At 60.9% G+C, this 23827-nt stretch carries 12 protein-coding genes, 2 tRNA genes and 3 rRNA genes; 7 read left to right on the forward strand and 10 right to left on the reverse strand.

Annotation, left to right across the window (positions count from 1 at the left end; all coding sequences use genetic code 11):
- Positions 1 to 60: 60 nt before the first annotated feature.
- The 6 genes from ettA to ACP8ML_RS08685 form a co-directional block, all read right to left on the reverse strand.
- A complete protein-coding gene (gene ettA / locus ACP8ML_RS08660; RefSeq protein ID WP_486702914.1) occupies positions 61 to 1746 on the reverse strand; it encodes an energy-dependent translational throttle protein EttA in 1686 nt (561 codons plus the stop codon).
- A gap of 120 nt (positions 1747 to 1866) precedes the next feature.
- Positions 1867 to 2319: a single-stranded DNA-binding protein gene (locus ACP8ML_RS08665; protein ID WP_065673377.1), complete on the reverse strand. Its 453-nt coding sequence runs from the start codon at positions 2317 to 2319 to the stop codon at positions 1867 to 1869.
- A 144-nt stretch (positions 2320 to 2463) separates the two neighbouring features.
- On the reverse strand, positions 2464 to 4074 hold the full coding sequence (locus tag ACP8ML_RS08670) for a YfjP family GTPase (protein ID WP_117189811.1): 1611 nt from the start codon (positions 4072 to 4074) through the stop codon (positions 2464 to 2466).
- Entirely contained in the window at positions 4071 to 5936 is a 1866-nt protein-coding gene (locus tag ACP8ML_RS08675) for a GTPase family protein (protein WP_016665853.1), read from the reverse strand. The genes ACP8ML_RS08670 and ACP8ML_RS08675 overlap by 4 nt, the downstream gene beginning before the upstream one ends.
- Before the next feature lie 22 nt (positions 5937 to 5958).
- Positions 5959 to 7269, reverse strand: a complete 1311-nt coding sequence (locus ACP8ML_RS08680) for a PrsW family intramembrane metalloprotease (RefSeq protein ID WP_065673379.1) — start codon at positions 7267 to 7269, stop codon at positions 5959 to 5961.
- 75 nt (positions 7270 to 7344) lie between these two features.
- Positions 7345 to 7420 (reverse strand) — tRNA-Arg (locus ACP8ML_RS08685).
- A gap of 141 nt (positions 7421 to 7561) precedes the next feature.
- On the opposite strand from ACP8ML_RS08685, the gene ACP8ML_RS08690 reads away from it, so the two are divergent.
- The 3 genes from ACP8ML_RS08690 (at position 7562) to ACP8ML_RS08700 (ending at position 9577) form a co-directional block, all read left to right on the forward strand.
- Positions 7562 to 8734, forward strand: a complete 1173-nt coding sequence (locus ACP8ML_RS08690) for an MFS transporter (RefSeq protein ID WP_171048680.1) — start codon at positions 7562 to 7564, stop codon at positions 8732 to 8734.
- 73 nt (positions 8735 to 8807) lie between these two features.
- A complete protein-coding gene (orn, locus tag ACP8ML_RS08695) occupies positions 8808 to 9416 on the forward strand; it encodes an oligoribonuclease (protein WP_117189810.1) in 609 nt (202 codons plus the stop codon).
- Between the two features lie 85 nt (positions 9417 to 9501).
- Positions 9502 to 9577 (forward strand) — tRNA-His (locus ACP8ML_RS08700).
- Positions 9578 to 10084: 507 nt separating this feature from the next.
- On the opposite strand, the gene ACP8ML_RS08705 is transcribed toward ACP8ML_RS08700, so the two are convergent.
- Complete coding sequence (locus tag ACP8ML_RS08705; RefSeq protein WP_171048679.1) at positions 10085 to 11419, reverse strand: amidohydrolase family protein; 1335 nt, start codon at positions 11417 to 11419, stop codon at positions 10085 to 10087.
- Positions 11420 to 11536: 117 nt separating this feature from the next.
- Here ACP8ML_RS08705 and ACP8ML_RS08710 point away from each other — a divergent pair, with 117 nt between their 5' ends.
- The 4 genes from ACP8ML_RS08710 to ACP8ML_RS08725 all read left to right on the forward strand — a co-directional run bounded on the left by ACP8ML_RS08710 (position 11537) and on the right by ACP8ML_RS08725 (position 17699).
- Positions 11537 to 12958, forward strand: coding sequence for an amino acid permease (locus ACP8ML_RS08710; protein ID WP_429830935.1), 1422 nt, complete (start codon positions 11537 to 11539; stop codon positions 12956 to 12958).
- Positions 12959 to 13034: 76 nt separating this feature from the next.
- Positions 13035 to 14558 (forward strand): serine/threonine-protein kinase, encoded by a 1524-nt coding sequence (locus tag ACP8ML_RS08715; RefSeq protein WP_117189807.1) that lies wholly within the window; start codon positions 13035 to 13037, stop codon positions 14556 to 14558.
- 258 nt (positions 14559 to 14816) lie between these two features.
- Positions 14817 to 15851, forward strand: a complete 1035-nt coding sequence (locus ACP8ML_RS08720; protein ID WP_117189805.1) for a glycoside hydrolase family 3 N-terminal domain-containing protein — start codon at positions 14817 to 14819, stop codon at positions 15849 to 15851.
- 15 nt (positions 15852 to 15866) lie between these two features.
- Positions 15867 to 17699, forward strand: coding sequence for a hypothetical protein (locus ACP8ML_RS08725; RefSeq protein WP_117189804.1), 1833 nt, complete (start codon positions 15867 to 15869; stop codon positions 17697 to 17699).
- A gap of 608 nt (positions 17700 to 18307) precedes the next feature.
- Here ACP8ML_RS08725 and rrf read toward each other — a convergent pair.
- The 3 genes from rrf to ACP8ML_RS08740 all read right to left on the reverse strand — a co-directional run bounded on the left by rrf (position 18308) and on the right by ACP8ML_RS08740 (position 23407).
- Positions 18308 to 18424 (reverse strand): 5S ribosomal RNA (rrf, locus tag ACP8ML_RS08730).
- Positions 18425 to 18527: 103 nt separating this feature from the next.
- Positions 18528 to 21610 (reverse strand): 23S ribosomal RNA (locus ACP8ML_RS08735).
- A 275-nt stretch (positions 21611 to 21885) separates the two neighbouring features.
- Positions 21886 to 23407, reverse strand: a 16S ribosomal RNA gene (locus tag ACP8ML_RS08740).
- The 16S, 23S and 5S rRNA genes sit together here, the layout of an rRNA operon.
- Positions 23408 to 23827: the final 420 nt, after the last annotated feature.

Consider the following 23827-nt stretch of genomic DNA (forward strand, 5'->3'; position numbering starts at 1 on the left):
CGGCGCCGTGAACGGTGCCAACAGGAAGAGTTCATTGACTCTTCACCAGTGCGTCACCGCTCAGTCACGAGTGAGTCGACGATGCTTCGAGGCATGTGGACGAGCCGCCTCCGGCCCGAGGCGCTCGATCTTGTTGACCTCGTAGTCGGCGAAGTTGCCCTCGAACCAGAACCAGCGCGGTACACCGTCCTCGTCCTCGCCCTCCCAGGCCAGGATGTGAGTGGCGATGCGGTCGAGGAACCAGCGGTCGTGGGAGACGACCACGGCACATCCCGGGAACTCCAGGAGGGCGTCCTCGAGGCTCGAGAGGGTCTCGACATCCAGGTCGTTGGTCGGCTCATCGAGCAGGAGGACGTTGCCGCCCTGCTTGAGGGTCAGGGCCAGGTTCAGGCGGTTGCGCTCACCGCCGGAAAGCACACCGGACTTCTTCTGCTGGTCCGGTCCCTTGAAGCCGAAGCTCGCCACATAGGCCCTCGAGGGTTCCTCAAAGTTGGCGACCTTGATGTAGTCCAGTCCGTCGGAGACGACCTCCCAGACGTTCTTCTCCGGGTCGATGCCAGTACGGTTCTGGTCGACGTAGGAGAAGCTGACTGTCTCGCCGACCTTGAGGTGGCCGGAATCGGCCTTCTCCAGTCCGACGATGGTCTTGAACAGGGTCGTCTTTCCAACACCGTTCGGGCCGATGACGCCGACGATGCCGGCTCGCGGCAGGGTGAAGGACAGGTCCTTGATGAGGACACGGTCGCCGAACCCCTTGGTGAGGTGGTTTGCCTCCAGCACGACGTTGCCAAGGCGCGGGCCCGGCGGGATGTTGATCTCGGCGGTGTCGATCTTGCGGTTGCGCTCGGCCTCGGCAGCCAGCTCCTCGTAACGGGCCAGACGGGCCTTGTTCTTGGCCTGGCGAGCCTTCGGCGAGGAGCGCACCCAGTCCAGCTCCTTCTCGAGGATCTTGGCGCGCTTGGCGTCCTTCTTGCCCTCGATCTGGAGACGCTTGCGCTTGGTGTCCAGATAAGTCGAGTAGTTACCCTCGTAGGGGTGCAGCTGACCGCGGTCGACCTCACAGATCCACTCGGCCACGTGGTCAAGGAAGTAACGGTCGTGGGTGACGGCCAGGACGGCACCTGGGTAAGACTTGAGGTGGCCCTCCAGCCAGTTGACGGACTCGGCGTCCAGGTGGTTGGTGGGCTCGTCGAGGAGCAGCAGGTCAGGCTGCTCGATGAGGAGCTTGCACAGGGCGACGCGACGACGCTCACCACCGGAGAGCACGTCGACGGGGGTGTCGCCGGGAGGGCACTGCAAGGCATCCATCGCCTGCTCGAGGCGGGTGTCGATGTCCCAGGCGTTGGCGTTGTCGAGCTCGGTTTGCAGCTCGCCCATCTCGGCCATGAGGGCGTCGAAGTCGGCGTCCGGGTTGGCCATCTTGGCCGAAACCTCCTCGAACCGTGCGAGCTTCGCCTTGATGTCGCCGACGGCCTCCTCGACGTTCTCGCGAACCGTCTTGTCCTCGGTGAGCGGGGGCTCCTGGAGCAGGATTCCGACTGTGGCTCCCTTGGCGAGGTTGGCGTCACCGTTGTTCGGCTTGTCGAGCCCAGCCATCAGCTTGAGCATCGTCGACTTACCCGCGCCGTTCGGTCCGACAACACCAATCTTGGCGCCCGGGAAGAACGACAGCGTGACATTGTCGAGAATAACCTTGTCACCCACCGCCTTTCGGACGTTGTGCATGGTGTAGATGAACTCGGCCATCGGCACTCCTCCAGAATCTGCGGGAACGGGGCGGCCGGCACTTCACCGACCGTTGCACAGTATGCCAGTCGTTGTAACGACCCCCGTCACCAACTCATTCCCGATGGATCACCTCGGACTTCAGGAACCGACCAATTCGACGTCGTCGATCTCGTCGCCGTCAACCACATCGTGTGACTCCTGGAAGCGCAGCACGCGATCGTCGTCCAGCGGCGCCTCGGCCCGTTTCTCGGGACGGCGGCACACCGCCGACACTCGAGACAGATCTGGTCCGACATTGCTCGCGACCACGATGAGTTGCGCGTGGGAGCCCTCGTCGTCGATCCAGTTACGGGTACGTAGTCGTCCGGTCACCATGACCGGATCCCCCTTGTGCAAGGAGGCGGCGCAGTTGTCCGCGAGACGCCCGTAGACGTGCACCGACAGCCACGTCGTCGTCCCGTCGACCCACTCCCCCTGCCTCATGACGCGAGGAGTGTGAGCAACCCGGAATCGGGCTCCCCGCCAACCCTCGCCAGTCTTCATCTCGACGTCAGTTCCAAGATTTCCAGTGAATGACACGTTTGCGTCCATCTGTGAGCTCCTTTCCGCTCACACATAGTTATCGTCGTGGACCCGCGAAACCCGTCAGACAATTTCAGATCTGTGGACAACTCCGATACCGTTTGCCGAGGGCCCTGTGGACAACTCGGGCCCGCCACTGGCCCCGAACCCGGATCAGGACGCCTTGGACAAGATCTTGACAACCTCGTCGTGGTGATCGAGCTCCACATTGACCGGATCGACGACCGATTTCCATGCCACCTCGGTGAGGTTGGCCCGCAATTCAGACCTGGCATGATGCGCAGCTGCCCGCGCCCCCACCTGCACACCGACCTGGCACAGCAGTGACACCACGATCCCCGCGACGGCGCCCCCCATCACGATGAGGGGCGGCACCGGGACGTTGCGCCATCTCACCGGTGGAACCCGGAATTGGAAGTAGGCCGTCAAAGCATCCACCAGCCACCAGGCCGCCCCGACAACGACGATGACGATGAGAATCCACTGCACCACCGTCACCAACTTCCACCAGCCGGTCCCGCGATGCACCCCCAAATCCGTGGCGGCGACAGCTCGATCGATGTCGTCGGGTAGGTCCTTGCGGTTCGACAATGAGGCAGCCCGCACCGAGTCGGCCCACGGACGAGGTAGTCCATTGGACGCCTCCGACGCCAGAGAGCGCACTGCCGTGTCCACCTTGGCTCCTGCGACGCCGACGCGTGCCGTCATGGCGCTTCGCTGTACATCGGTGGGTTCCGTCCCGCGCGACAGCCCTTTCTTCCTCCTCGGCACCAGGTCCAGGTGCAGCCGATGCAACGGATCCTGACGAATCTTCGACACCCAGGACGTGACCGGCCAGCCAGTGGCGTAGTGCCCTCTCTTTCGGTAGGCCTCCCGGGTTGCCTCAACGACGGGGTCAACACCTCCGGCAGTGCACAATGCCTCGATCAATTGGTCGACGGAGTCCTGGCTCACCTGGCCTGCCTCGTCACCGGTTGCCCCCGACAATTGCTGAGAGACGCTGTCGAGGTCAGCATGGAGACGAGCTGCCTGAACCTTCTTGGCACGCACGGCACGAGCCAATGCGACGCGCATGTCTTCCACGCCCTCACCGGTGGTGGCCGAGATCGCCATGATCTTGGCCTTGTCCAGGCCTTCAGAGTCCAGCAGCCGACGCAGATCGCGCAGGCAATTCTTGCGCTGCTCCTTGTCGAGACGGTCAACCTGGTTGAGAACGACCGTCATGACCTCGGAATGGGTCGCTAACGGCGCCAGATAACGAGTGTGCAGAGCGGCGTCGGCATATTTCTGGGGATCGACGATCCACACGATCATGTCGACCATCTCGACCAGCCGGTCCACCTCCAGGCGATGCTCGATTCGCACCGAATCGTGGTCGGGCAGGTCAAGCAGCACCAGACCGTCGAGGGCATCGTCGCTGCCCATGTGGTGTCGCCGAGGGACATCGAGCCAGTCCAGCAAGGACTCGGCCGACTCGCTTCCCCACACTGCTGACGTGGCTTTCGAGGTCGTCGGACGACGCACGCCGGGATCCGCCAGTTCCGCACCTGCCAGTGCGTTGAAGGTGGATGACTTCCCCGAGCCTGTGGCGCCGGCAAGGGCAATGACGGTGTGGTCCCCACCGATTCGGCAGCGTTGGTCAGCACGATCCAGAACCGTACGGGCATGGTCTGCCACATCGTCGGGGACACGTCCAGCAGACAGCTCCACCGCCTTGCTCAGCATCTCGATGCGCTCGGCGAGGTCGACGCGTTGTCTCCTCATCGTTCCTCCTGACGAGGCTCAGGTTCCAGAACAGCCGATGGTTCGACGATCTCGGCGTCGAGAACGGGCATGCCAGCTCTCATCTGCCCGAGTTCAGGAGCCCCGGACGCCTCCACCTCCCGGATCTTCGGACGGGTTCGAATCGTCACCTCGCCATCGCGAGATTCCGGCGCCTCCTGGGCCTGCCGCACCTCCTCGATCGAGGTGCGGATCCGAGCAGGCAGCTCCTCATCAACCCCCAATGATCCGAGCACGTCTTGATAGCGCGCAACCTCATTGGCGAGCAGCCCCTCGACACTGGCGTCAAGCTGTTCCTTGGCGACTTTCGCCAGACGCCGCACCGCGTCGTCGCCAAAGAGGGCCTCGAGAAGCCGCTGCGCGACGATGGCCGAGCCGCCGGCAATTCCGGCCTCCGCCCCGGAGAGTCCGCCAGTGTGGGCGAAGACGACGAGCATCAGTGCGACGGAAACCCCGTTGACGCCGAAGGCCATGAATCGGGCCTTGGATCGTTTGTCCATGCCCTCCCCAGCAACCAATTCCATGACGTCGCCCTGCCAGTCCCTCACCATGCGAGAGACGGATTCCTCAAAACTCTGCGACGGGCGGGCCAGATCCTCGTCCGCCCGTTCCAGGACACTGCGGCCGGCCGGGTCAGCTTGCCACACGGCCTCGATTCGCTCACACCCAGCTTGGGTTTCCGCGATGATGAGGTTTTCCAGGCCAGATTCCACCGCGACACTGACCTTCTCGACCTCCGGCGGTGCTCCCTTGAATGCCCGGACGACGCGGTCTCTGAGCCACGAGACCTTCGCCTCCATGGCCCGCATGAATTCACCAGTTCCCACGAATTCGTGCCACCGTGCCAGCACCTCGCCTCGTAGCAGGGTACCGTCGGCCGACTGCGCAGCAATCGATTGCGACTCCTCGGCCATGATCGACTGAGCATCCTCAGCCAGCCTGGATGTGGCATCCGCCTGGGCTTCCAGGCCAGCGGCGATGTAGGACGACCGTTCGCACACCGAGCCGATGGCCCCGGACAAGGTGGACGCGATGACCTCACGCCGCTTCTGCTGATCCTGGGCCAGGCTCGACAGGAAGAACCGTAGCGGTGAAACGGCCTGGTCAGGAAGGAGGCCATCGGCATTGGTCTTGGTCTCCGGCACGGCGAAGAGCGGGGAATCGGCCAGCCCACGCTCTGTCATAAGCCGACCGAGATCCGGGGGAACCTCCCTCATGGCCTCCGGCGGAACGCGGTCGCACACCACCGCCACCGAGGCATGTCGCTCCTGGGCCTCGTTGAGGAAGTCCCAGGGCACGGCGTCCGCGTAGCGAGCAGCCGAGGTGACGAAGACCCACAGATCTGCGGCCTGCAACAGCTGGGCAGCCAGGTCGCGATTTCGCGCTACCACGGAATCGATGTCGGGGGCGTCCAAAATGGCCAACCCTTTCGGGATCCCAGGCTCAGCGACCAGCTGGAGGCTCGAGGCGTCATTGCTGGCAACTCGGGAGCGCACCAGCGTGGGCAGCACCCGGTCACCGTCGAACCACGCTGCGTCGTCAGGGTGGTGGACGAGAACCGGAGAGGTTGTGGTGGGACGAATGACGCCGGGCCGTGTCACCACTCGTCCGACCAGCGAATTGACCAGGGTGGACTTTCCGGCACCTGTCGACCCACCGACCACGGCGAGCAGCGGTGCGTCGACGGTCTCCAGCCGAGGAAGGACGTAGTCGTTGAGCTGGTTGGAAATTCGACGAGCCAAACCTGCCTGGGTGATGGCCTCGGGCAGATCAAGGGGAAACTCAGCCTGACGCAGGTCGTGCCGCAGATCCGTAAGCGACAGCAGCATCTGCTCGGTGTTCATGGTGATCCTTCCTGGTCACTCGTCAGGCCTGTGGCGGTGCCCACTGCAACTCGTTGTTGACCGGCTGGTTCCGACGTCGTCTGAGGAATGCGGGCAGTCTCGGTTTGGACAGTTTCGCGCCTCGGGCCACGGTAACAGCCATGGGACGCAGCGAGTTCATGTGATTGATGAGTTGGATCTGACGCGTTCCCGGGTCATCGTCGAGTCCTCGCACAACGGCGTCACGCAGATAGGCCAGATCAGTGCCGGTACGCAGGAACTCCAGCGTGTGCCACCACCGACGCGGGCCCTGGCTGAGAGCGACCAGAGCCGCCCACTGACGACGCCGCAGCGCCGAGAGGGTGTCGGCATCGTGTTCCGGCAACCATCCGGCCTTGACGTAGTCCTCGAGACGGTTCCGAATCGTCCTGCCCTCGCGCACCATGCGGATGATCACGAAAACCACGACGGACGCGACGATGGCAAGGGCGACATACCAGAGGTTCTTCAGAGTGCCGATCGGCAGTACCGAGGAGAAGCCGTTGAAGAGCATGTGCCCCAGCACAGCGATGACGAAGCCGGTGGTCGGGGCCAGGACCCGCACGAGGCGGCTACGCGATCTCAGCCCGAGAGCCAGACCGATACCCGTCATGCTGGTGAACAGGGGATGGCCGAAGGAGGTGTACACGCCGCGCAGCATGACCATCTCCATGACAGCCTGTTTCGGGTCTCCGGCCGCGGCGGTCACGCGAGCATAGTTGTCAGCGCGGGCGTAATACATGATGTTCTCGACGAAGGCGAAGCCGATCGCCGAGAGCCCGGCCACGCTGACCGTCTGAACGACCGAGGTCATCCGTCGCCCGGTGACCACGGCCAGCCCGAAAAGCACCATGGCCTTGCAAGACTCCTCGACGAAGGGAGCCGAGTACACCGCAGGACCTGCACCTGAAGCCGGATCGACCCCGCCTGTCACCGAGAGCATCCCCGCCATCCAGGTGTTGACGTGCAGGCTGATCCAGGTCGCTATGCACGCTCCCCAGCAGAAGCAGAGGAACCACACGTGAAGATGCCGGGTCCTGAAACGGTCGATGAGGATGAAGATCGCCGACCAGACCGCTGCCGTCGGCCATGCGTAGTGGAAGGCAAGTTTGAACGACTGATTGGTGATGCCGGGAACGACACCCTTCTGGCCGTCGCGCTCCACCTCGGTGTCCGCATGCATGCTCACGTAGGTGTGAACCACACAAGCAGCTGACACCAACACCAGGACGAGCAGCACCCAGAACCACGGATTACGCAACAGACGCTGCCACCAGGGACGACGCACAACGGGCGCGGGGGCAACGTAGGACATAGTTGAAAGACTACCGGGCACCTGGGACAGTTTCCGCTGCGTCAATTCCTCGCCCCGCGGAACGCGGAAGGATGATGGCGGCCCGGGTGGGAATCGAACCCACGCGCGACAGATTAGAAGGCTGCTGCTCTATCCGCTGAGCTACCGGGCCATGGTTGACATCCTAACGGGATCCGGCCACCATCACCCAGCCCGCCCCAATCAGGTGGCGAGCAAGGCTGCACACATTTGTTCGCCGTCCTAACCTTTCTCCGTGATTGATTCGACGCGCACCGAGTCCCCGACCCCACCGGTGAAATGGTCGTCAATCATCGTCTCCGCCTACCTGCCGACATTGATGTCGTCCCTGGGATACGGCGCGGTAATCCCGCTCATTCCGCTCACCGCGGTTCACAACGGTGCATCCGCTGCCCTCGCTGCCGCGATCGCCGCTCTCGTCGGCATCGGCCAGATCATCGGTGACGTACCTGCAGGGTGGCTGGTCACGAAGATCGGCGAGAAGTGGTCCTTGGTCATCGCCATGCTCATCGACGCGATGGCCCTGGGGTCCATGGGGCTGGCCCATCACCTTGGACTGCTCGCCATCGCGGTACTCGTCAATGGCATGGCCGGTGCCGTCTACGGCATCGCTCGACAGAACTACCTGACGGTCGCCATCCCCTATCGCTACCGCGCCCGTGCCCTGTCCACCCTGGGAGGGGTATTCCGGGTGGGTTGGTTCGTCGGCCCCATGGCGGGGTCATGGATCCTCCGGGAATCCTCGATGGCATGGGCATATGGATTTGCATCCATCGCCAGTGTGCTCGCAGCCGCCGTGACCACCGTCATGCCCGACCTGCCACCGGTCGACACCCCGGAACTCGCCGAGGAAGGAGCTCCCGACAAGGTCTCGACCTGGACCATCGCCAAACAGAACGCGAGAGTCCTCTGGACGACTGGTCTGGGAGTGACGGCCCTCATGCTCGTTCGGTCGGCCCGCCGCTCTCTGCTGCCGCTGTGGTGCCATGCGAGCGGACTCACCCCGGCCACCACGGATCTCATCTACGCCTGGTCGATGGCTGCCGACGTCCTGCTCTTCCTGCCCGGCGGTGCCCTCATGGACAAGTTCGGACGCTGGTGGGTGGCAGTGCCGTCGATCTTCATCCAGGCCGTCGCGCTGTTGACCCTGCCGCTGGCCCACACTGCGACGACGATTGGCATCGTCGCCCTCATCATCGGCATCGGAAATGGCGCCAGCTCCGGCATCGTCATGACCCTGGGGTCCGACGCGTCTCCCGCCATCGGACGGCCTCAGTTCCTGGCTGCATGGCGACTGCTCTCGGACACCGGCTCGGCGATGGGGCCTATCGTCGTCACCCTCGTCACCCTGGTCTGGCCGCTGTCGGCAGCCAGCATCGTGATGGCGATTATCGGTCTGGTCGGCAGCTACTGGATGGGCCGCTGGGTGCCGCGCGGCAAAAGGTAAGGACCTCTTCCTCATCAACCGCTCAAAAGTGGCATGTCGTCACCACCAACTAGTCTGTTGTGACGTGAAAGACATGTTGGTGTGGATCGATTGCGAGATGACCGGGCTCGACCTGGCCCACGACGGACTCATCGAGGTGGCCGCCCTGGTCACCGATGGGCAGCTCAACGTCCAGGGCGAGGGTGTGGACGTCATCATCAAGCCTGAGCCCGAATGGCTCGAGCACATGAATGACTTCGTGCGCGGCATGCACACCAAGTCCGGACTCCTCAAGGAGCTCGACAAGGGACTGACGATGGCCGAGGCCCAGGATCAGGTGCTCAACTACATCCGTACCCACGTCCCGCAAGCCGGCAAGACCCCCTTGGCCGGAAACACCATCGGCACCGACCGCTCCTTCCTGGCCAAGGACATGCCGGAGTTGGAGTCCTACGTGCACTACCGCAATGTCGACGTCTCCTCCATCAAGGAACTGGCACGACGCTGGTACCCACGCGCCTTCGGCCACACCCCGGAGAAGCAGGGTAACCACCGTGCCCTCGCTGACATCCAGGAGTCGATCGAGGAGCTGATGTACTGGCGCGAAGCCCTCATGGTTCCCTCCCCCGGCCCGGACGCTAACCGGTGCGCCGAGATCGCTGCGAAGTACCAAGGCTTCCTCACTGGAGCCGGCAGGGACTGACGCCGACGACCGGGAGGGGAAGGCCGGGTTGCATTCACACTCCGAAAACCGGTACTCTTCTCGGGTTGTCTGATGAAGGCACATGGTGGCTATAGCTCAGTCGGTAGAGCACCTGGTTGTGGTCCAGGGGGTCGCGGGTTCAAGTCCCGTTAGCCACCCCAGTTTTCATCAAGGGGATACGACTCCCCCTTGAACTTCTCGAGCGAATCCAGCCAGCGGGCACACTCCGGTTATCCTGAAACTTGGGCGGCCCCCTTGCCACCCCGAGAGGGGCAAGACACTCTGAGAATCGCGACTTCCCTCGTACTCGAGTTTATGGGTCGAGCTGTTTTCATACGCTCCCGACGACTTCCCTGGACATATCCACACCGTTGTTCCGATGTGAACTCCTCAGAGTCGCATTCTCGGCGCAAAACGACGACAGGGACGAGTTCGGCCCCGCCGTCACTTTCGTGGTCGCGTCTCTCCTCGTAAGAGCAGGTTCGCTCCGTCAGCTTTCGCTGAACTCCGGTGAGACGATGCAGGTCCACCACCGCGTGGTCTCCTCCGGCGAGGGTGCGCTGCCAGGTCCAGGCCGGGACCACACCTGCACCTCGTGCTCACCAAACCCCCAGCACGACGATCTGCCTGGCCGCGTCACTCATCCGTTCTCTTCATAGTCGACGCCATCATCCGCGCAAGGTGTCGAGCAGCTCGTCGATCTCGCCGAACCTCTCCACCGTCGGGGTGTCAATGACATCGCCCCTGACGACAACCGTCTCAACTCCCTCAAGTGCCTTGAGATCGTCAAGAGGATTGGCTCCCAGCACCAACAGATCAGCCGACAGCCCTGGCTCCACCGCACCCGTCACGGATTCCAGATCGAGCATCTTGGCATTGACCCGGGTCACGGCCTCCAAAGCCCGTGCCGGGGACAACCCAGCCCGCGACACCACAAGGTCGAGCTCACGCCACATGGCGTAGTGGGGAGTAAAGGTCATCGAGGAATCCAACCCGGATCCGAGCACCACATCGTTCGTGATGGCGTCGCGAATCCCCTGGACCATCGAGTCCAGGACGATGCGAGCATTCTCCTTGACGACATCGCTGGCCCCGGTAATCTCCGTGTCGATCTCGACCAGAGGAGCGGCAGCCAACAGGGTGGCGTCGAAAGCCGACCAACCTCGCAGCGACCTGGGATTGTCGTGGAACAGTTCGACGATCTCGTCGGTCATGGCCGAGCCGTGCTCAATGGTGTCGGCTCCAGCCTTGAGGGACCTCAGCACCCCCTCAGGGCTCTGGGCGTGGGCAGCGACGAGCACGCCCGCCGAGTGGGCCTCCTCGCAGATTGCTGTCATTTCCTCGGTAGTCATCTGTGGACGCCCGGCCTCCCCGACGGCCTTCGCATCGGTGACACCGCCGGTCGCGGCGATCTTGATGGAGGTTGCCCCCAGACGCAGGTTCTGACGCACCGCCTTGCGTCCCTCCCAGGGAGCATCGACGATCCGCGCGACGCCCAGCTCAGCACCGTGGCCGCCCGTGATGGCCAGCAGCGGGCCCGACGCCATGACGCGAGGGCCGAGCCATTGTCTGGACTCGCTCTCGCGGCCCAGGGAGACGGCCTCGTTGTCATACTCACCGAGGCTGCGAATGGTGGTCACGCCGGAATTGAGCTCGGCGTCTGCAAATCCCCGTGCACGTTCGCGCAGCATGGGACGCCCCAACGGAGTCTTCCAGAATCCCACGATCCCCCGCGCGAGCACCGGATTCGTCAACGCCCTGGGCAGCGGACGCCCGTCAGCCATGAGGTGAGCGTGGGCATTGATGAGCCCCGGCATGACCCATTTTCCCGCACAGTCGATCCGCCGCTGAGCCGCCGCCGCTCGATCAGCGAGCTGCTGGGCGGGTCCGACGGCCTCGATCGAACCGTCTTCGCCAACGAGCACGGTGTGATCGGCCAGCACGGTTCCATCTCGGTCGCATGTCAGGACGCTGGCACCGGTCAGAGCTACGGTCGTGGTCATCGTCATCATCTCCTCGCAGAACGACGCTCACTCCAGCATTCCCCGGAATGCCGAAGATCGGACAGTAGTTGCACAATGTGAGATGACACGCTGTACCTGGCCCCTTCTCGCGTAACAATCCTCCCCATGAACCGCGAGAACAACGATGTGGCTGGAGACATGCAGCACCTGCGCCGCAGCCTGAGCAACCGCCACATTCAGCTGATCGCCATCGGTGGCGCCATCGGAACCGGCCTGTTCATGGGGTCCGGAAAGTCCATCAACACCTCGGGCCCGAGCATCGTGGTTGCCTATCTCGTGATCGGCACGATGCTCTTCTTCGTCATGAGGGCCATGGGCGAGCTGTTGCTGCACAACCTGCAGTGGAAGTCCTTCCAGGATTTCGCGGCTGATCTCCTGGGCCCTTGGGCGGGATTCTTCCTCGGCTGGTCGTACTGGTTGTGTTGGGTCGTCACGGGTATGGCTGACGTGATCGCCATCACCTCATATTGGGGTTACTGGACCCACGACCGAATGTGGGCCTTCATCCTCACCGCGGCCACCTTGCTTCTCCTGCTGGTCCTCAACCTGCTCACGGTGAAGCTCTTTGGTGAGCTTGAGTTCTGGTTTGCGCTCATCAAGATTGTCGCGATCGGCATCCTCATCGTCGTGGCTGTGGTGCTCATCATCATGGGGTTCACCTCGCCGGGCGGATACAAGGCCTCAGTGTCGAACCTGTGGAACCATGGCGGATTCGCACCGAAGGGCTGGAGCGGATTCTTCGGCGGCTTCCAGATTGCTGTTTTCGCCTACGTGGGCATCGAGTTGGTCGGTACTACCTCCGCGGAAACCCGTGATCCCCGCAAGACCATGCCCAAGGCCATCAATGCCGTCCCCGTGCGCGTCCTGGTGTTCTATGTGGTTGCCCTGCTCGCCATGATGTGTGTCATCCCGTGGAATCTCATCGAGAAGGACTCCTCGCCGTTCGTCCAGATGTTCGGACTCGTCGGTTTCACCGCGGCTGCCGGCATCATGAACTTCATCGTTCTCACGTCTGCCGCATCCAGCGCCAACTCCGGGGTCTATTCGACCTCTCGGATGCTCTACGGACTGGCCCACAAGGGCATGGCGACGAGGGCCTTCGGCAAACTCACCCGCAATGGCGTCCCCGGTTGGGGCCTGGTGTGCACCGTCATCCTCATTGGTTCGGCCCTCATTCTTGCCGCGAAAGACACCGTGATGGGGGCCTTCACCCTGGTGACGACAGTCTCCGCCGTGCTGTTCATCTTCGTGTGGAGCATGATCCTCGTCAGCTACATCGTGCACGTGCGTCGTAACCCGCAGGCCCATGCCGAGTCGATCTACCCGATGCCTGGGGCCCATTTCATGCCGTGGGTTGTCCTGGCCTTCTTCGTCTTTGTCGTCGTCCTTCTGGCTGGGGCTGACGACACCCGCCAGGCTCTCCTTGCCACCCCCGTGTGGTTCATCGTGCTCGGCATCGCCTGGGTGATCGTGCGTCGTCGCTCCCACAGTGACGACTTGGAAGACGTCACCGACTGAGGGCCGCTATGTCCTCGGCCAAGCTGTGGTCGCTACAGTGAGAGTGGTTGCCGAGCGATCATTAAAGGGGTGAATCATGTCCGAGGAGGACGCCACCGGCGGGTCGACAGTACGTCAAATTGGCAGCCATTACATCCTCGACGAGGTGCTCGGCCAAGGCTCGATGGGAACGGTTTGGCGTGGGCATGATCTCAACGACGGGTCACCTCGAGCCATCAAGGTCCTCAAACCCGAACTGACGAATAACAAAGGCGCGACGAGGCGCTTCATCCAGGAGCGCGACATCCTGATGACCGTCGCCGACGACGCGGTCGTCCGGGTGACTGACATGGTCGTCGAGTCCTCCACCTTCGCCATCATCATGGAATTGGTTGACGGCCCCGACCTTGCGCACGTGCTGGAGTCCATTCCCGACCACCGCCTCGAGCCAGCCACGGCGGTCCGCCTGGGAATCGAAGTCTGTCAGGCCCTTACCGCGATTCACCGGGTCGGCATTCGTCACCTCGACATCAAGCCGGCAAATATCCTCATCGAGGACCGAGAGGAGGTCCGTGGGGCACGAATCACAGATTTCGGCGTCTCGGAAATGGTCGCTTCAGGCAATCCCCACGAAATCGTCGGGACTCCCTACTATCAGGCTCCAGAAGTAGCTGCAGGACGAACGCCATTGGCGGCAAGCGACCTCTATTCCTTCGGCGTCACCTTGTACCAATTGCTGGCCGGCCGCGTTCCGTTCCAGGCAGATTCAGCTGGAAATATTCTGCGTGACCAACCCCCGGACCACATTCCCGGGGTTGATCCACGACTGTGGAACACCATCATGACGTGTCTGGCGCCTGATCCGGCCGGACGCCCTGCCAGTGCGGAGTTACTGGCATCTGAGCTGCGCTCATGGCTCGACGGCGGACCGCCGGTCCAGCTCGTTGTACCTCGTCCGCTACCGCCTCCTCCGACGCCGCCAGCCCCGGTTGCGCCGCCACAACCGGTTCCACCGTACTCGGCGCCCTCGGCGGCGCGGCCTCCGTCAGCGGTGAGCATGGCAACCCCGGCTCCGTCTGCGCCAGCAGCACATGCGGCGACAAACCAGCGCGGCAGCGACGCTGGATGGTTCATCGCTCTGTTGGCTTTGCTTCTGTTGGTCGGAGCCGGCGCGTTCGTCTATCTCAAAGGGATGCCCGGATCTCATTCCGAGGCCACCGCTCAGCCAATTCATACCGCGACCCCGGCACCCAGCCAGACGCCTGAGGTCAGACCGATGCGAACAGTAACGGCCCATGCCACGGTGACGACCACCGCTGCACCACCCCCGGCTCCGGCCCAGGTCGGCGTCCCCGCCCAAGTCAGCGTCCCCGCCCACATCGACCTCCCCGCCGGGGCCTCCGAGTGTGGTCCGGGGACATGGGTCGCCAACACGCGTACGGATTGCTCCTTGGCTCTGAACCTCGCTCAGTCAGTGCCGCCGAATCATCCGTCGAACTTCTTTGTCAGTACGCGAAACCCGCAAACTGGGCGCTCTCACAAGTTCTTCTGCAATGTTGTCGGCGAATACCTCGACTGCAGTAACATCGATTTGGAGGTATACCTCGTCATTCCGAGGTAACGTTCTTGGTCACTGTCAGCAATGGAAAGGCTGTGGAATACTGCGACCATGAGACGCCGAACAATCATCACAGCCGCTTTGAGCGCACCATTGGCTGGCTGCGTTTCAAAAGCCGAGCCCCCAGCCGAATCACCCTCGCCTGCACCCGTGACGTCGTCGTCTCCGTCTGACACGCCAACTCCCAGCCCGTCCTCAGCCACCCCCACCCCTACCCCGAGCCCTACCTCGACGCCGACGGAGAAGGTGACCCCAATCCCGATGGATCCACGGGCCGCCCATGTCGTGGCGGATATGTCGCTCGAAGAGCGTGCTGGTCAGTGCATTCTCGTCGGGGTGGTTCCCTCAGATTCTCCGGAGTACATCGCCAACCTCATTGACTCCAAGTGCCTTGCCGGCATCTTCATCTTGGGTCATTGGACCAAGAGGTCGAAGCTCGAGGCCATGCTTGACGCCGTCAACAGTGTCAGCCCGCACGGCATCAAGCCCATCGTCGCGAGCGACCATGAGGGCGGCGAGGTTCAGAACATCCGGATTCCGGGAGTCGACCGGCTGCCGAGCCAGGAAGCTCTGGCCCGGATGTCCCCGGCCAAAGCTCAGTCGGTGGTGATGAGAGGTGCCCGCCAACTCGCCGACCTCGGCGTCCACATGATCTTCTCCCCCGTCGCTGACGTCATCGATCCTGAACTTGGCGTCAAGAACAAGCCGATCGCCAAGCACCATCGTGGGTTCGGCACCGATCCTCAGACGTGTGGCCGGTACGCGGCCTCCGTTATTGCGGGGCATCGCAAGGCCGGGATCATCCCGACGGCTAAGCATTTCCCCGGAATTGGGCGCATCGCCGAGGACACGGATTTCAAAGCTGACGGAATTACCGACCACAAGACAATTCGCCATGACCCGTATCTCGAATCGTTCCGAATGGCATTCAATGCTGGGTCTGAAGCGGTCATGATCGCCTCCGCGACCTACTCGAAGATCGATCCAGGAACTCTCGCGTTGTTCTCGTCGAAGGTTATGACCGACATGCTTCGCGGCGACTTCGGATACCAGGGCCTCATCGTTTCAGATGACCTGGGTAGCTCAGTGTCGGTGTTCTCGGTCGACGGTGGACGCCGTGCAAGCAAATTCGTGTCTGCTGGCGGTGACCTGGCGATTACTGCCGATCCTGGCCTGGCAGGCCCCATGATTCAGGCGTTGACGTCGATGGCGGCGTCCTCGTCGGGCAAGAAGCGTCTCAGTGACGCTGCTCGCCATGTCATCAACGTCAAACTGGCGCATTCACTGACACGCTGAGAGGGAGAATGAATCGTGGCTGACGATGGATTCGACAAGGGGAATCACCCCGACGATGCCCACTCTGACGACAATGAGACAGGGCTGATCCCTGAGCAGTCCGATTCAGGCTCTGCTGAGGGGCAGGGCCATGAACCCACCCAGGAGCTGCCAGAAAACAACGACGCGACACAACAGATCCCTGCCGAGCCGGACGGTTCGCAAACCCCCTACGCCGATCAGCAGTATCCGCAGCAGGGTGACTTCCCGAACGGCCAGTACCCGCAGGACTGGAACCAGTATCCGCAGGGCGGTAACGCGCCAGAGTGGAGTCCTCAGACAGGTCAGTATGACGGCTGGAATGCCCAGTACCCGCAGCAAGGTTGGGACCCGAACCAATACCCCCAGCAAGGCTGGGACCCGAACCAATACCCCCAGCAAGACTGGGAACAGCAGCCCAGTCAGGAAAGCTGGGAAGGCCAACCCGCCCAACAGGCATGGACCGCTGATCAATACAGCCAACAGGGATGGCAGGAGTCCCAAAACCAGCCGGGGTGGGACGAGCAGCAGGATTCGGACGCCATTCAGAATCCGCAGGGCTGGGATCCCAATCAAGACCAGCAAGGCTGGGCGGGCACTGAGCCAACGGGAAACTGGGATGGCACATATCCCCAGGAACAGCAACAGCTGGGCGACGGTAAACAGGCCGCCGAGTACCTGCCTGACAGGTCCGCAGGACTGGCGGGTGCGACTGCCGCTGATCGCCCAGACGTTAATGAGTCGATAGGCGGCATCCCCTTCAGCGATGGGCCCCAACCGAAACGTAAGAGCCAGTACTGGATCGTTGCCGTCGCCGCAATCCTCGTCGTGGCTCTGGGAGTTGGCCTCTTCTACTTCCTCAAGCCCAAGAATGATGATGCGACGAAGGCAGTCCCCGCGCCGGCCTCCAAGCCTGCCGCGTCAGCCTCCCACACCCCGACCCCAGAGGTGACGGTTACCTCGACGTCGACGGCGACCGCTTCGTCTGCGGCTACCGCTTCATCGACAGCATCAACACCAGCCGCACCGAAGCCGAGCGTTCCGAACAATGCCTCGGTCACGCCGACGCCGGATCTCGTGCGACAGCTCTTCAACGCGCCCGACGCCCAGGTCCAGTGGGTCTCCTTGGCCGCCGACGGTCAGAACGCCGCTGTGGCGTATGCACCCAATTTCAACATCAACGGCAAGTCGGCCGGCCCTAATGGCGGCCACCTCGTCATGAGGAAGAACGGAGGGCATTGGGAGCCTCTCCCCCAAGGCGGGGTTATTGCTGACGACAATGACTGCGATGCCATGCTCAAAGTGCTGGGAGACAAGGCTGCTGTCGCTGCCAGCCAGGTCATGAGCAGCAAGCAGTGCGATGCGGCAATCGTCTACGACATGGCGAAGAAGGGCTCAATCCGACTCGGCGATATGGCAGGTGTCGGGCCTCTTAACCTAGACAAGTCCACCGCGGAACTCGCCGGTACGATCCATGTCATCCCGGACGGCATCAGCGGAGTATGTACCCGCAACACCCCGGTGTATGCGCGTTACAACGGCTTCCTCGGCGGAGTATGGACGAGCGGAGACGATGTCCAGGCCTACCTGTTCGTTGGTGGTACTAACGCCAGCTCTAACGGTGCGCGGATCGGCATCACCGAGGCACAGCTGCGGTCCGACTACTCCAAGCTCAAGCTGACCGACGTCACCTCGGACTTCCATGGAATGGGATACGAGAAGGCCCTTGCGTTCTCCAGCGATGGCAAGGAAGTCGACTACCTATTCAACGGCGGCAGGGTCGTTGCCTACATGATCAGGAACTCCAGCTTCATCCCGACTACCTGCTGACGTCCTCCTCCAAAACTGACGTGGCCCTTCTCACAGAGAGGGGCCACGTTTTGTATCCTCACTTTCTCGTCGGGACATTCCTGCCCCAGGCTCTGGACCTCAGCCGCCACCCATGCATTTGCCACTCTCGGCTTCTCCGCACCTCACGAGTGGGGCGATGTGCCGGTACGCGAGCGTGGTGAGGACGCGAGTCCAGGTCCCGGTTGCCGGGGGAAGGAAGCACTGCGGTCAGTTTTCCCGAGGATGCATGTCGCCTTCAAGGCCCATGTTCTTGAGTTCGACTCAGCGCTGCTACCGCCTCGGCCGAGAGACCCTGACCCCGTGTTTTGAAGGCAGAAAGCCCGCTTCTGGAGGAAACGGCATCAATTACGGGAGGGCGTCTTGAGGATGAACAATCTCCTCAGTGCTATGCCCGCTCTGTCCGTATTTACCTAGCGCCTAAGGGGAAACCGAAAACAGATCTGCGTTGGTGTGGGTGGTTGTGAATAGACGGCACGGGGCCGGGGGTTGATTGGTGTCATCGCCCCCGGCTGTTGGGTGTGTGGGTATACAGAAAAAGCGTGTGGAGACAAGGATGATCCTTGTCTCCACACGCACACAAATAAGAATTCCGGCGGCGTCCTACTCTCCCACACGATCCCTCGTGCAGTACCATCGGCGCTGGAAGGCTTAACTACCGGGTTCGGTATGGGACCGGGTGTTTCCCTTCCGCCAAGGCCACCGGAAAAACTATGGGGCCAGTCAGGCTTGGCGCAACCCCCCGCGTGGGGGCTGGGAGCCGTACAGTGGATGCGATCATCAAAATTCTTATTGGACGTGAAAGTGTGTGTTTGTAAGTCCTCGGTCTATTAGTACCAGTCAGCTCCACACCTTACGATGCGTCCACGCCTGGCCTATCAACCCGGTCGTCTACCGGAGACCTTACCAGATTCATCTGCAGGAACCCTCATCTTGAAGCGTGCTTCCCGCTTAGATGCTTTCAGCGGTTATCACAACCCGACGTAGCCAACCAGCCATGCTCTTGGCAGAACAACTGGCACACCAGAGGTCAGTCCGTCCCGGTCCTCTCGTACTAAGGACAGCCCTTCTCAAGATTCCTCCGCGCGCAGCGGATAGGGACCGAACTGTCTCACGACGTTCTGAACCCAGCTCGCGTGCCGCTTTAATGGGCGAACAGCCCAACCCTTGGGACCGACTCCAGCCCCAGGATGCGACGAGCCGACATCGAGGTGCCAAACCATGCCGTCGCTATGAGCGCTCGGGCAAGATCAGCCTGTTATCCCCGGGGTACCTTTTATCCGTTGAGTGACGGCGCGTCCACAAGCCACCGTCAGATCACTAGTCCCGACTTTCGTCCCTGCTCGACCTGTCAGTCTCACAGTCAAGCCCCCTTGTGCACTTACACTCAACACCTGATTACCAACCAGGATGAGGGAACCTTTGGGCGCCTCCGTTACCTTTTAGGAGGCGACCGCCCCAGTCAAACTACCCATCAGGCACTGTCCCTGAACCGGATCACGGCCCAAAGTTAGATAACCAGAACGACCAGAGTGGTATTTCAACAATGACTCCACAACCACTGGCGTGGCCGTTTCACAGTCTCCCACCTATCCTACACAAGTCGTCCCAATCACCAATACCAAACTATAGTAAAGGTCCCGGGGTCTTTCCGTCCTGCTGCGCGTAACGAGCATCTTTACTCGTAATGCAATTTCACCGAGTTCATGGTGGAGACAGTAGGGAAATCGTTACTCCATTCGTGCAGGTCGGAACTTACCCGACAAGGAATTTCGCTACCTTAGGATGGTTATAGTTACCACCGCCGTTTACTGGGGCTTAAGTTCACCGCTTCGCCAACGCTAACAGTTCCCCTTAACCTTCCAGCACCGGGCAGGAGTCAGTCCGTATACATCGTCTTACGACTTCGCACGGACCTGTGTTTTTGGTAAACAGTCGTTTCCCCCTGGTCTCTGCGCCCCTCACCGCTACCAACTGTAAAAGCCTTGACGGTTCAGGTCCCCCTTATCCCGAAGTTACGGGGGCATTTTGCCGAGTTCCTTCACCATGATGATCTCGATCGCCTCGGTATACTCTACCTATCCACCAGTGTCGGTTTAGGGTACGGGCGGACCAGCCACCTCGCTCACGAAGATTTTCTCGACAGTACAGGATCACTCACTCACCCACTTCCTGTGGGCTCGCCATCATGCCTCAACCACAACCCTGGCGGATTTACCTACCAGACGGTCCACACATTTAGCCCCGGACAACCATCGCCGGGGATGAGCTACCTCCCTGCGTCCCTCCGCAGCTTGCCTACTACATGATCGGTTCACACACTCACCACACCACCACCACATCAACGATGTCGCGGAGGCAGGCTCGCACGCTTAGCATCACACACCTCGACACGGACGGTGACAAGCCGGTACCAGAATATCAACTGGTTATCCATCGACTACGCCTGTCGGCCTCGCCTTAGGTCCCGACTCACCCAGGGCAGATTAACTTGACCCTGGAACCCTTGGATAATCGGCGGACGGGTTTTCCACCCGTCATTCGCTACTCATGCCTGCATTCTCACTCCCGCACAATCCACCACACGGTCACCCGGCAGCTTCACCTCGCACAGGACGCTCCCCTACCCAAACCCTCACGGGCTTGCCACAGCTTCGGCGGATAACTTAAGCCCCGCTACATTGTCGGCGCGGAATCACTTGACCAGTGAGCTATTACGCACTCTTTCAAGGATGGCTGCTTCCAAGCCAACCTCCTGGCTGTCTGCGCAACTCCACATCCTTTTCCACTGAGTTACCACTTAGGGGCCTTAGCTGATGATCTGGGCTGTTTCCCTCTCGACGACGAAGCTTATCCCCCGCCGTCTCACTGCTACGCTCCACTTGCCGGCATTCGGAGTTTGGCTGATTTCGGTAAGCTGATAGGCCCCCTAGACCATCCAGTGCTCTACCTCCGACAAGAACCACGCAACGCTGCACCTAAATGCATTTCGGGGAGAACCAGCTATCACGGTGTTTGATTGGCCTTTCACCCCTATCCACAGCTCATCCCCTCCATTTTCAACTGAAGTGGGTTCGGACCTCCACGACGTCTTACCGACGCTTCATCCTGGCCATGGATAGATCACACCGCTTCGGGTCTAGAACACGCGACTCACGCCCTTATCGGACTCGCTTTCGCTACGACTCCCCCACACAGGTTAACCTCGCCACGCATCACTAACTCGCAGGCTCATTCTTCAAAAGGCACGCCATCACCCCACAAGGCTCTGACGGCTTGTATGCGACCGGTTTCAGGTACTATTTCACTCCCCTCCCGGGGTACTTTTCACCATTCCCTCACGGTACTGATCCACTATCGGTCACCAAGGAGTATTTAGGCTTGACGGGTGGTCCCGCCAGATTCACGCGAAATTCCACGAGTTCCACGCTACTTGGGGTAACCCTCACCAGTGCCACGCTTACAGTTACGGGACTCTCACCCACTCCGGTACGCCTTCCCAGACGCTTCACCTTCACGCAACATTTATCACTGGCCAATCCTGCGGCAGCAGAACCCAAAGGCCCCCACAACCCCGCACATGCAACACCTGCCGGCTTGAACACACACACGGTTTAGCCTCATCCACTTTCGCTCGCCACTACTCACGGAATCACGGTTGTTTTCTCTTCCTACGGGTACTAAGATGTTTCACTTCCCCGCGTTACCTCCCACACCCCTATACATTCAGGGCAGGGTCACCGGACACTACTCCGGACATTCCAGGTTTCCCCATTCGGACACCCCCGGATCACAGCTCGTTTACCAACTCCCCAGGGCTTATCGCAGGTTACAACGTCCTTCATCGGCTCTTGGTGCCAAGGCATCCACCGATCGCACTTAACAACTTGCACAACAACACAAGACACAAAAAATTAAGATGCTCGCATCCACTATACAGTTCTCAACCACCACACGAATCAACACCACACCCACCACACAGCAGACGCAGCATCACCGCACCAGGCCACCACACACACGTGTGATACCCCAGAACCCCAACAGCATGCCTCAGACCGTCCACCACAAGATGAACACGCCAATGTTCCACAAGAAGCTAACCCATCCACCAACGACTCACGACGAGCCACACAGCAATGATGAGTCCTTACAATGAAGTGCTCCTTAGAAAGGAGGTGATCCAGCCGCACCTTCCGGTACGGCTACCTTGTTACGACTTAGTCCTAATTACCAGTCCCACCTTCGACGGCTCCCCCACACAGGTTAGGCCACCGGCTTCGGGTGTTACCGACTTTCATGACTTGACGGGCGGTGTGTACAAGCCCCGGGAACGTATTCACCGCAGCGTTGCTGATCTGCGATTACTAGCGACTCCGACTTCATAGGGTCGAGTTGCAGACCCCAATCCGAACTGAGACCGGCTTTCCGAGATTCGCTCACCCTCACAGGCTCGCAACTCTTTGTACCGGCCATTGTAGCATGCGTGAAGCCCTGGACATAAGGGGCATGATGACTTGACGTCATCCCCACCTTCCTCCGAGTTGACCCCGGCGGTCTCCACTGAGTCCCCACCATAACGTGCTGGCAACAGTGAACGAGGGTTGCGCTCGTTGCGGGACTTAACCCAACATCTCACGACACGAGCTGACGACAGCCATGCACCACCTGTGAACCAGCCCCACAAGGAGGCGTACCCATCTCTGAGCACTCCCAGTCCATGTCAAACCCAGGTAAGGTTCTTCGCGTTGCATCGAATTAATCCGCATGCTCCGCCGCTTGTGCGGGGCCCCGTCAATTCCTTTGAGTTTTAGCCTTGCGGCCGTACTCCCCAGGCGGGGTACTTAATGCGTTAGCTACGGCACGGAATCCGTGGAATGGACCCCACACCTAGTACCCACCGTTTACAGCGTGGACTACCAGGGTATCTAAGCCTGTTCGCTCCCCACGCTTTCGCTCCTCAGCGTCAGGAAAGGTCCAGAGAACCGCCTTCGCCACTGGTGTTCCTCCTGATATCTGCGCATTCCACCGCTCCACCAGGAATTCCATTCTCCCCTACCTTCCTCAAGTCAACCCGTATCGAAAGCACGCTCAGGGTTAAGCCCCAAGTTTTCACTTCCGACGCAATCAACCACCTACGAGCTCTTTACGCCCAATAAATCCGGACAACGCTCGCACCCTACGTATCACCGCGGCTGCTGGCACGTAGTTAGCCGGTGCTTCTTCTGCAGGTACCGTCACAAAAGCTTCGCCCCTGCTGAAAGCGGTTTACAACCCGAAGGCCGTCATCCCGCACGCGGCGTTGCTGCATCAGGCTTCCGCCCATTGTGCAATATTCCCCACTGCTGCCTCCCGTAGGAGTCTGGGCCGTATCTCAGTCCCAATGTGGCCGGTCGCCCTCTCAGGCCGGCTACCCGTCAAAGCCTTGGTAAGCCACTACCCCACCAACAAGCTGATAAGCCGCGAGTCCATCCAAAACCGCCGAAGCTTTCCAACCCCCACCATGCAGCAAGGATTCCTATCCGGTATTAGCCCCAGTTTCCTGAAGTTATCCCGAAGTCAAGGGCAGGTTACTCACGTGTTACTCACCCGTTCGCCACTCGAGTACCCCCAAAGGGGCCTTTCCGTTCGACTTGCATGTGTTAAGCACGCCGCCAGCGTTCGTCCTGAGCCAGGATCAAACTCTCCAATGAAAAAATATCACCCACCCACACACACAATGCAGGCAACGGTGTCACAAGAGAATCCAAAACACTAACCCCAAACACTGACCAAAAAAATCAGTCCATGTCCAGAATCACAAAGGAATTCATAAACAAATCCGACACATCGATAGATGCATCAAAAAATCATTGACTATCAAAGACACACTGTTGAGTTCTCAAGCATCACACCCACCAGAACAACCCCACCAACAAGCAGGACCACCCCGAGGCGACCCGACCGACCCTACCACACCAACCCCAACCCCGCAAAACCCGCGGTATCAAGATCAGCCAGCAAAACCAGCCAAAACCGTGCCACCACCCCGAAAAGCAGCGACCCGATCAACCTTACCGGATCAACCCCGACTCACCAAAACCATCGGGCTGAGATCCAGTTCGGCTGCTATC

This window comes from Cutibacterium sp. LaCa_255 (assembly GCF_057458005.1).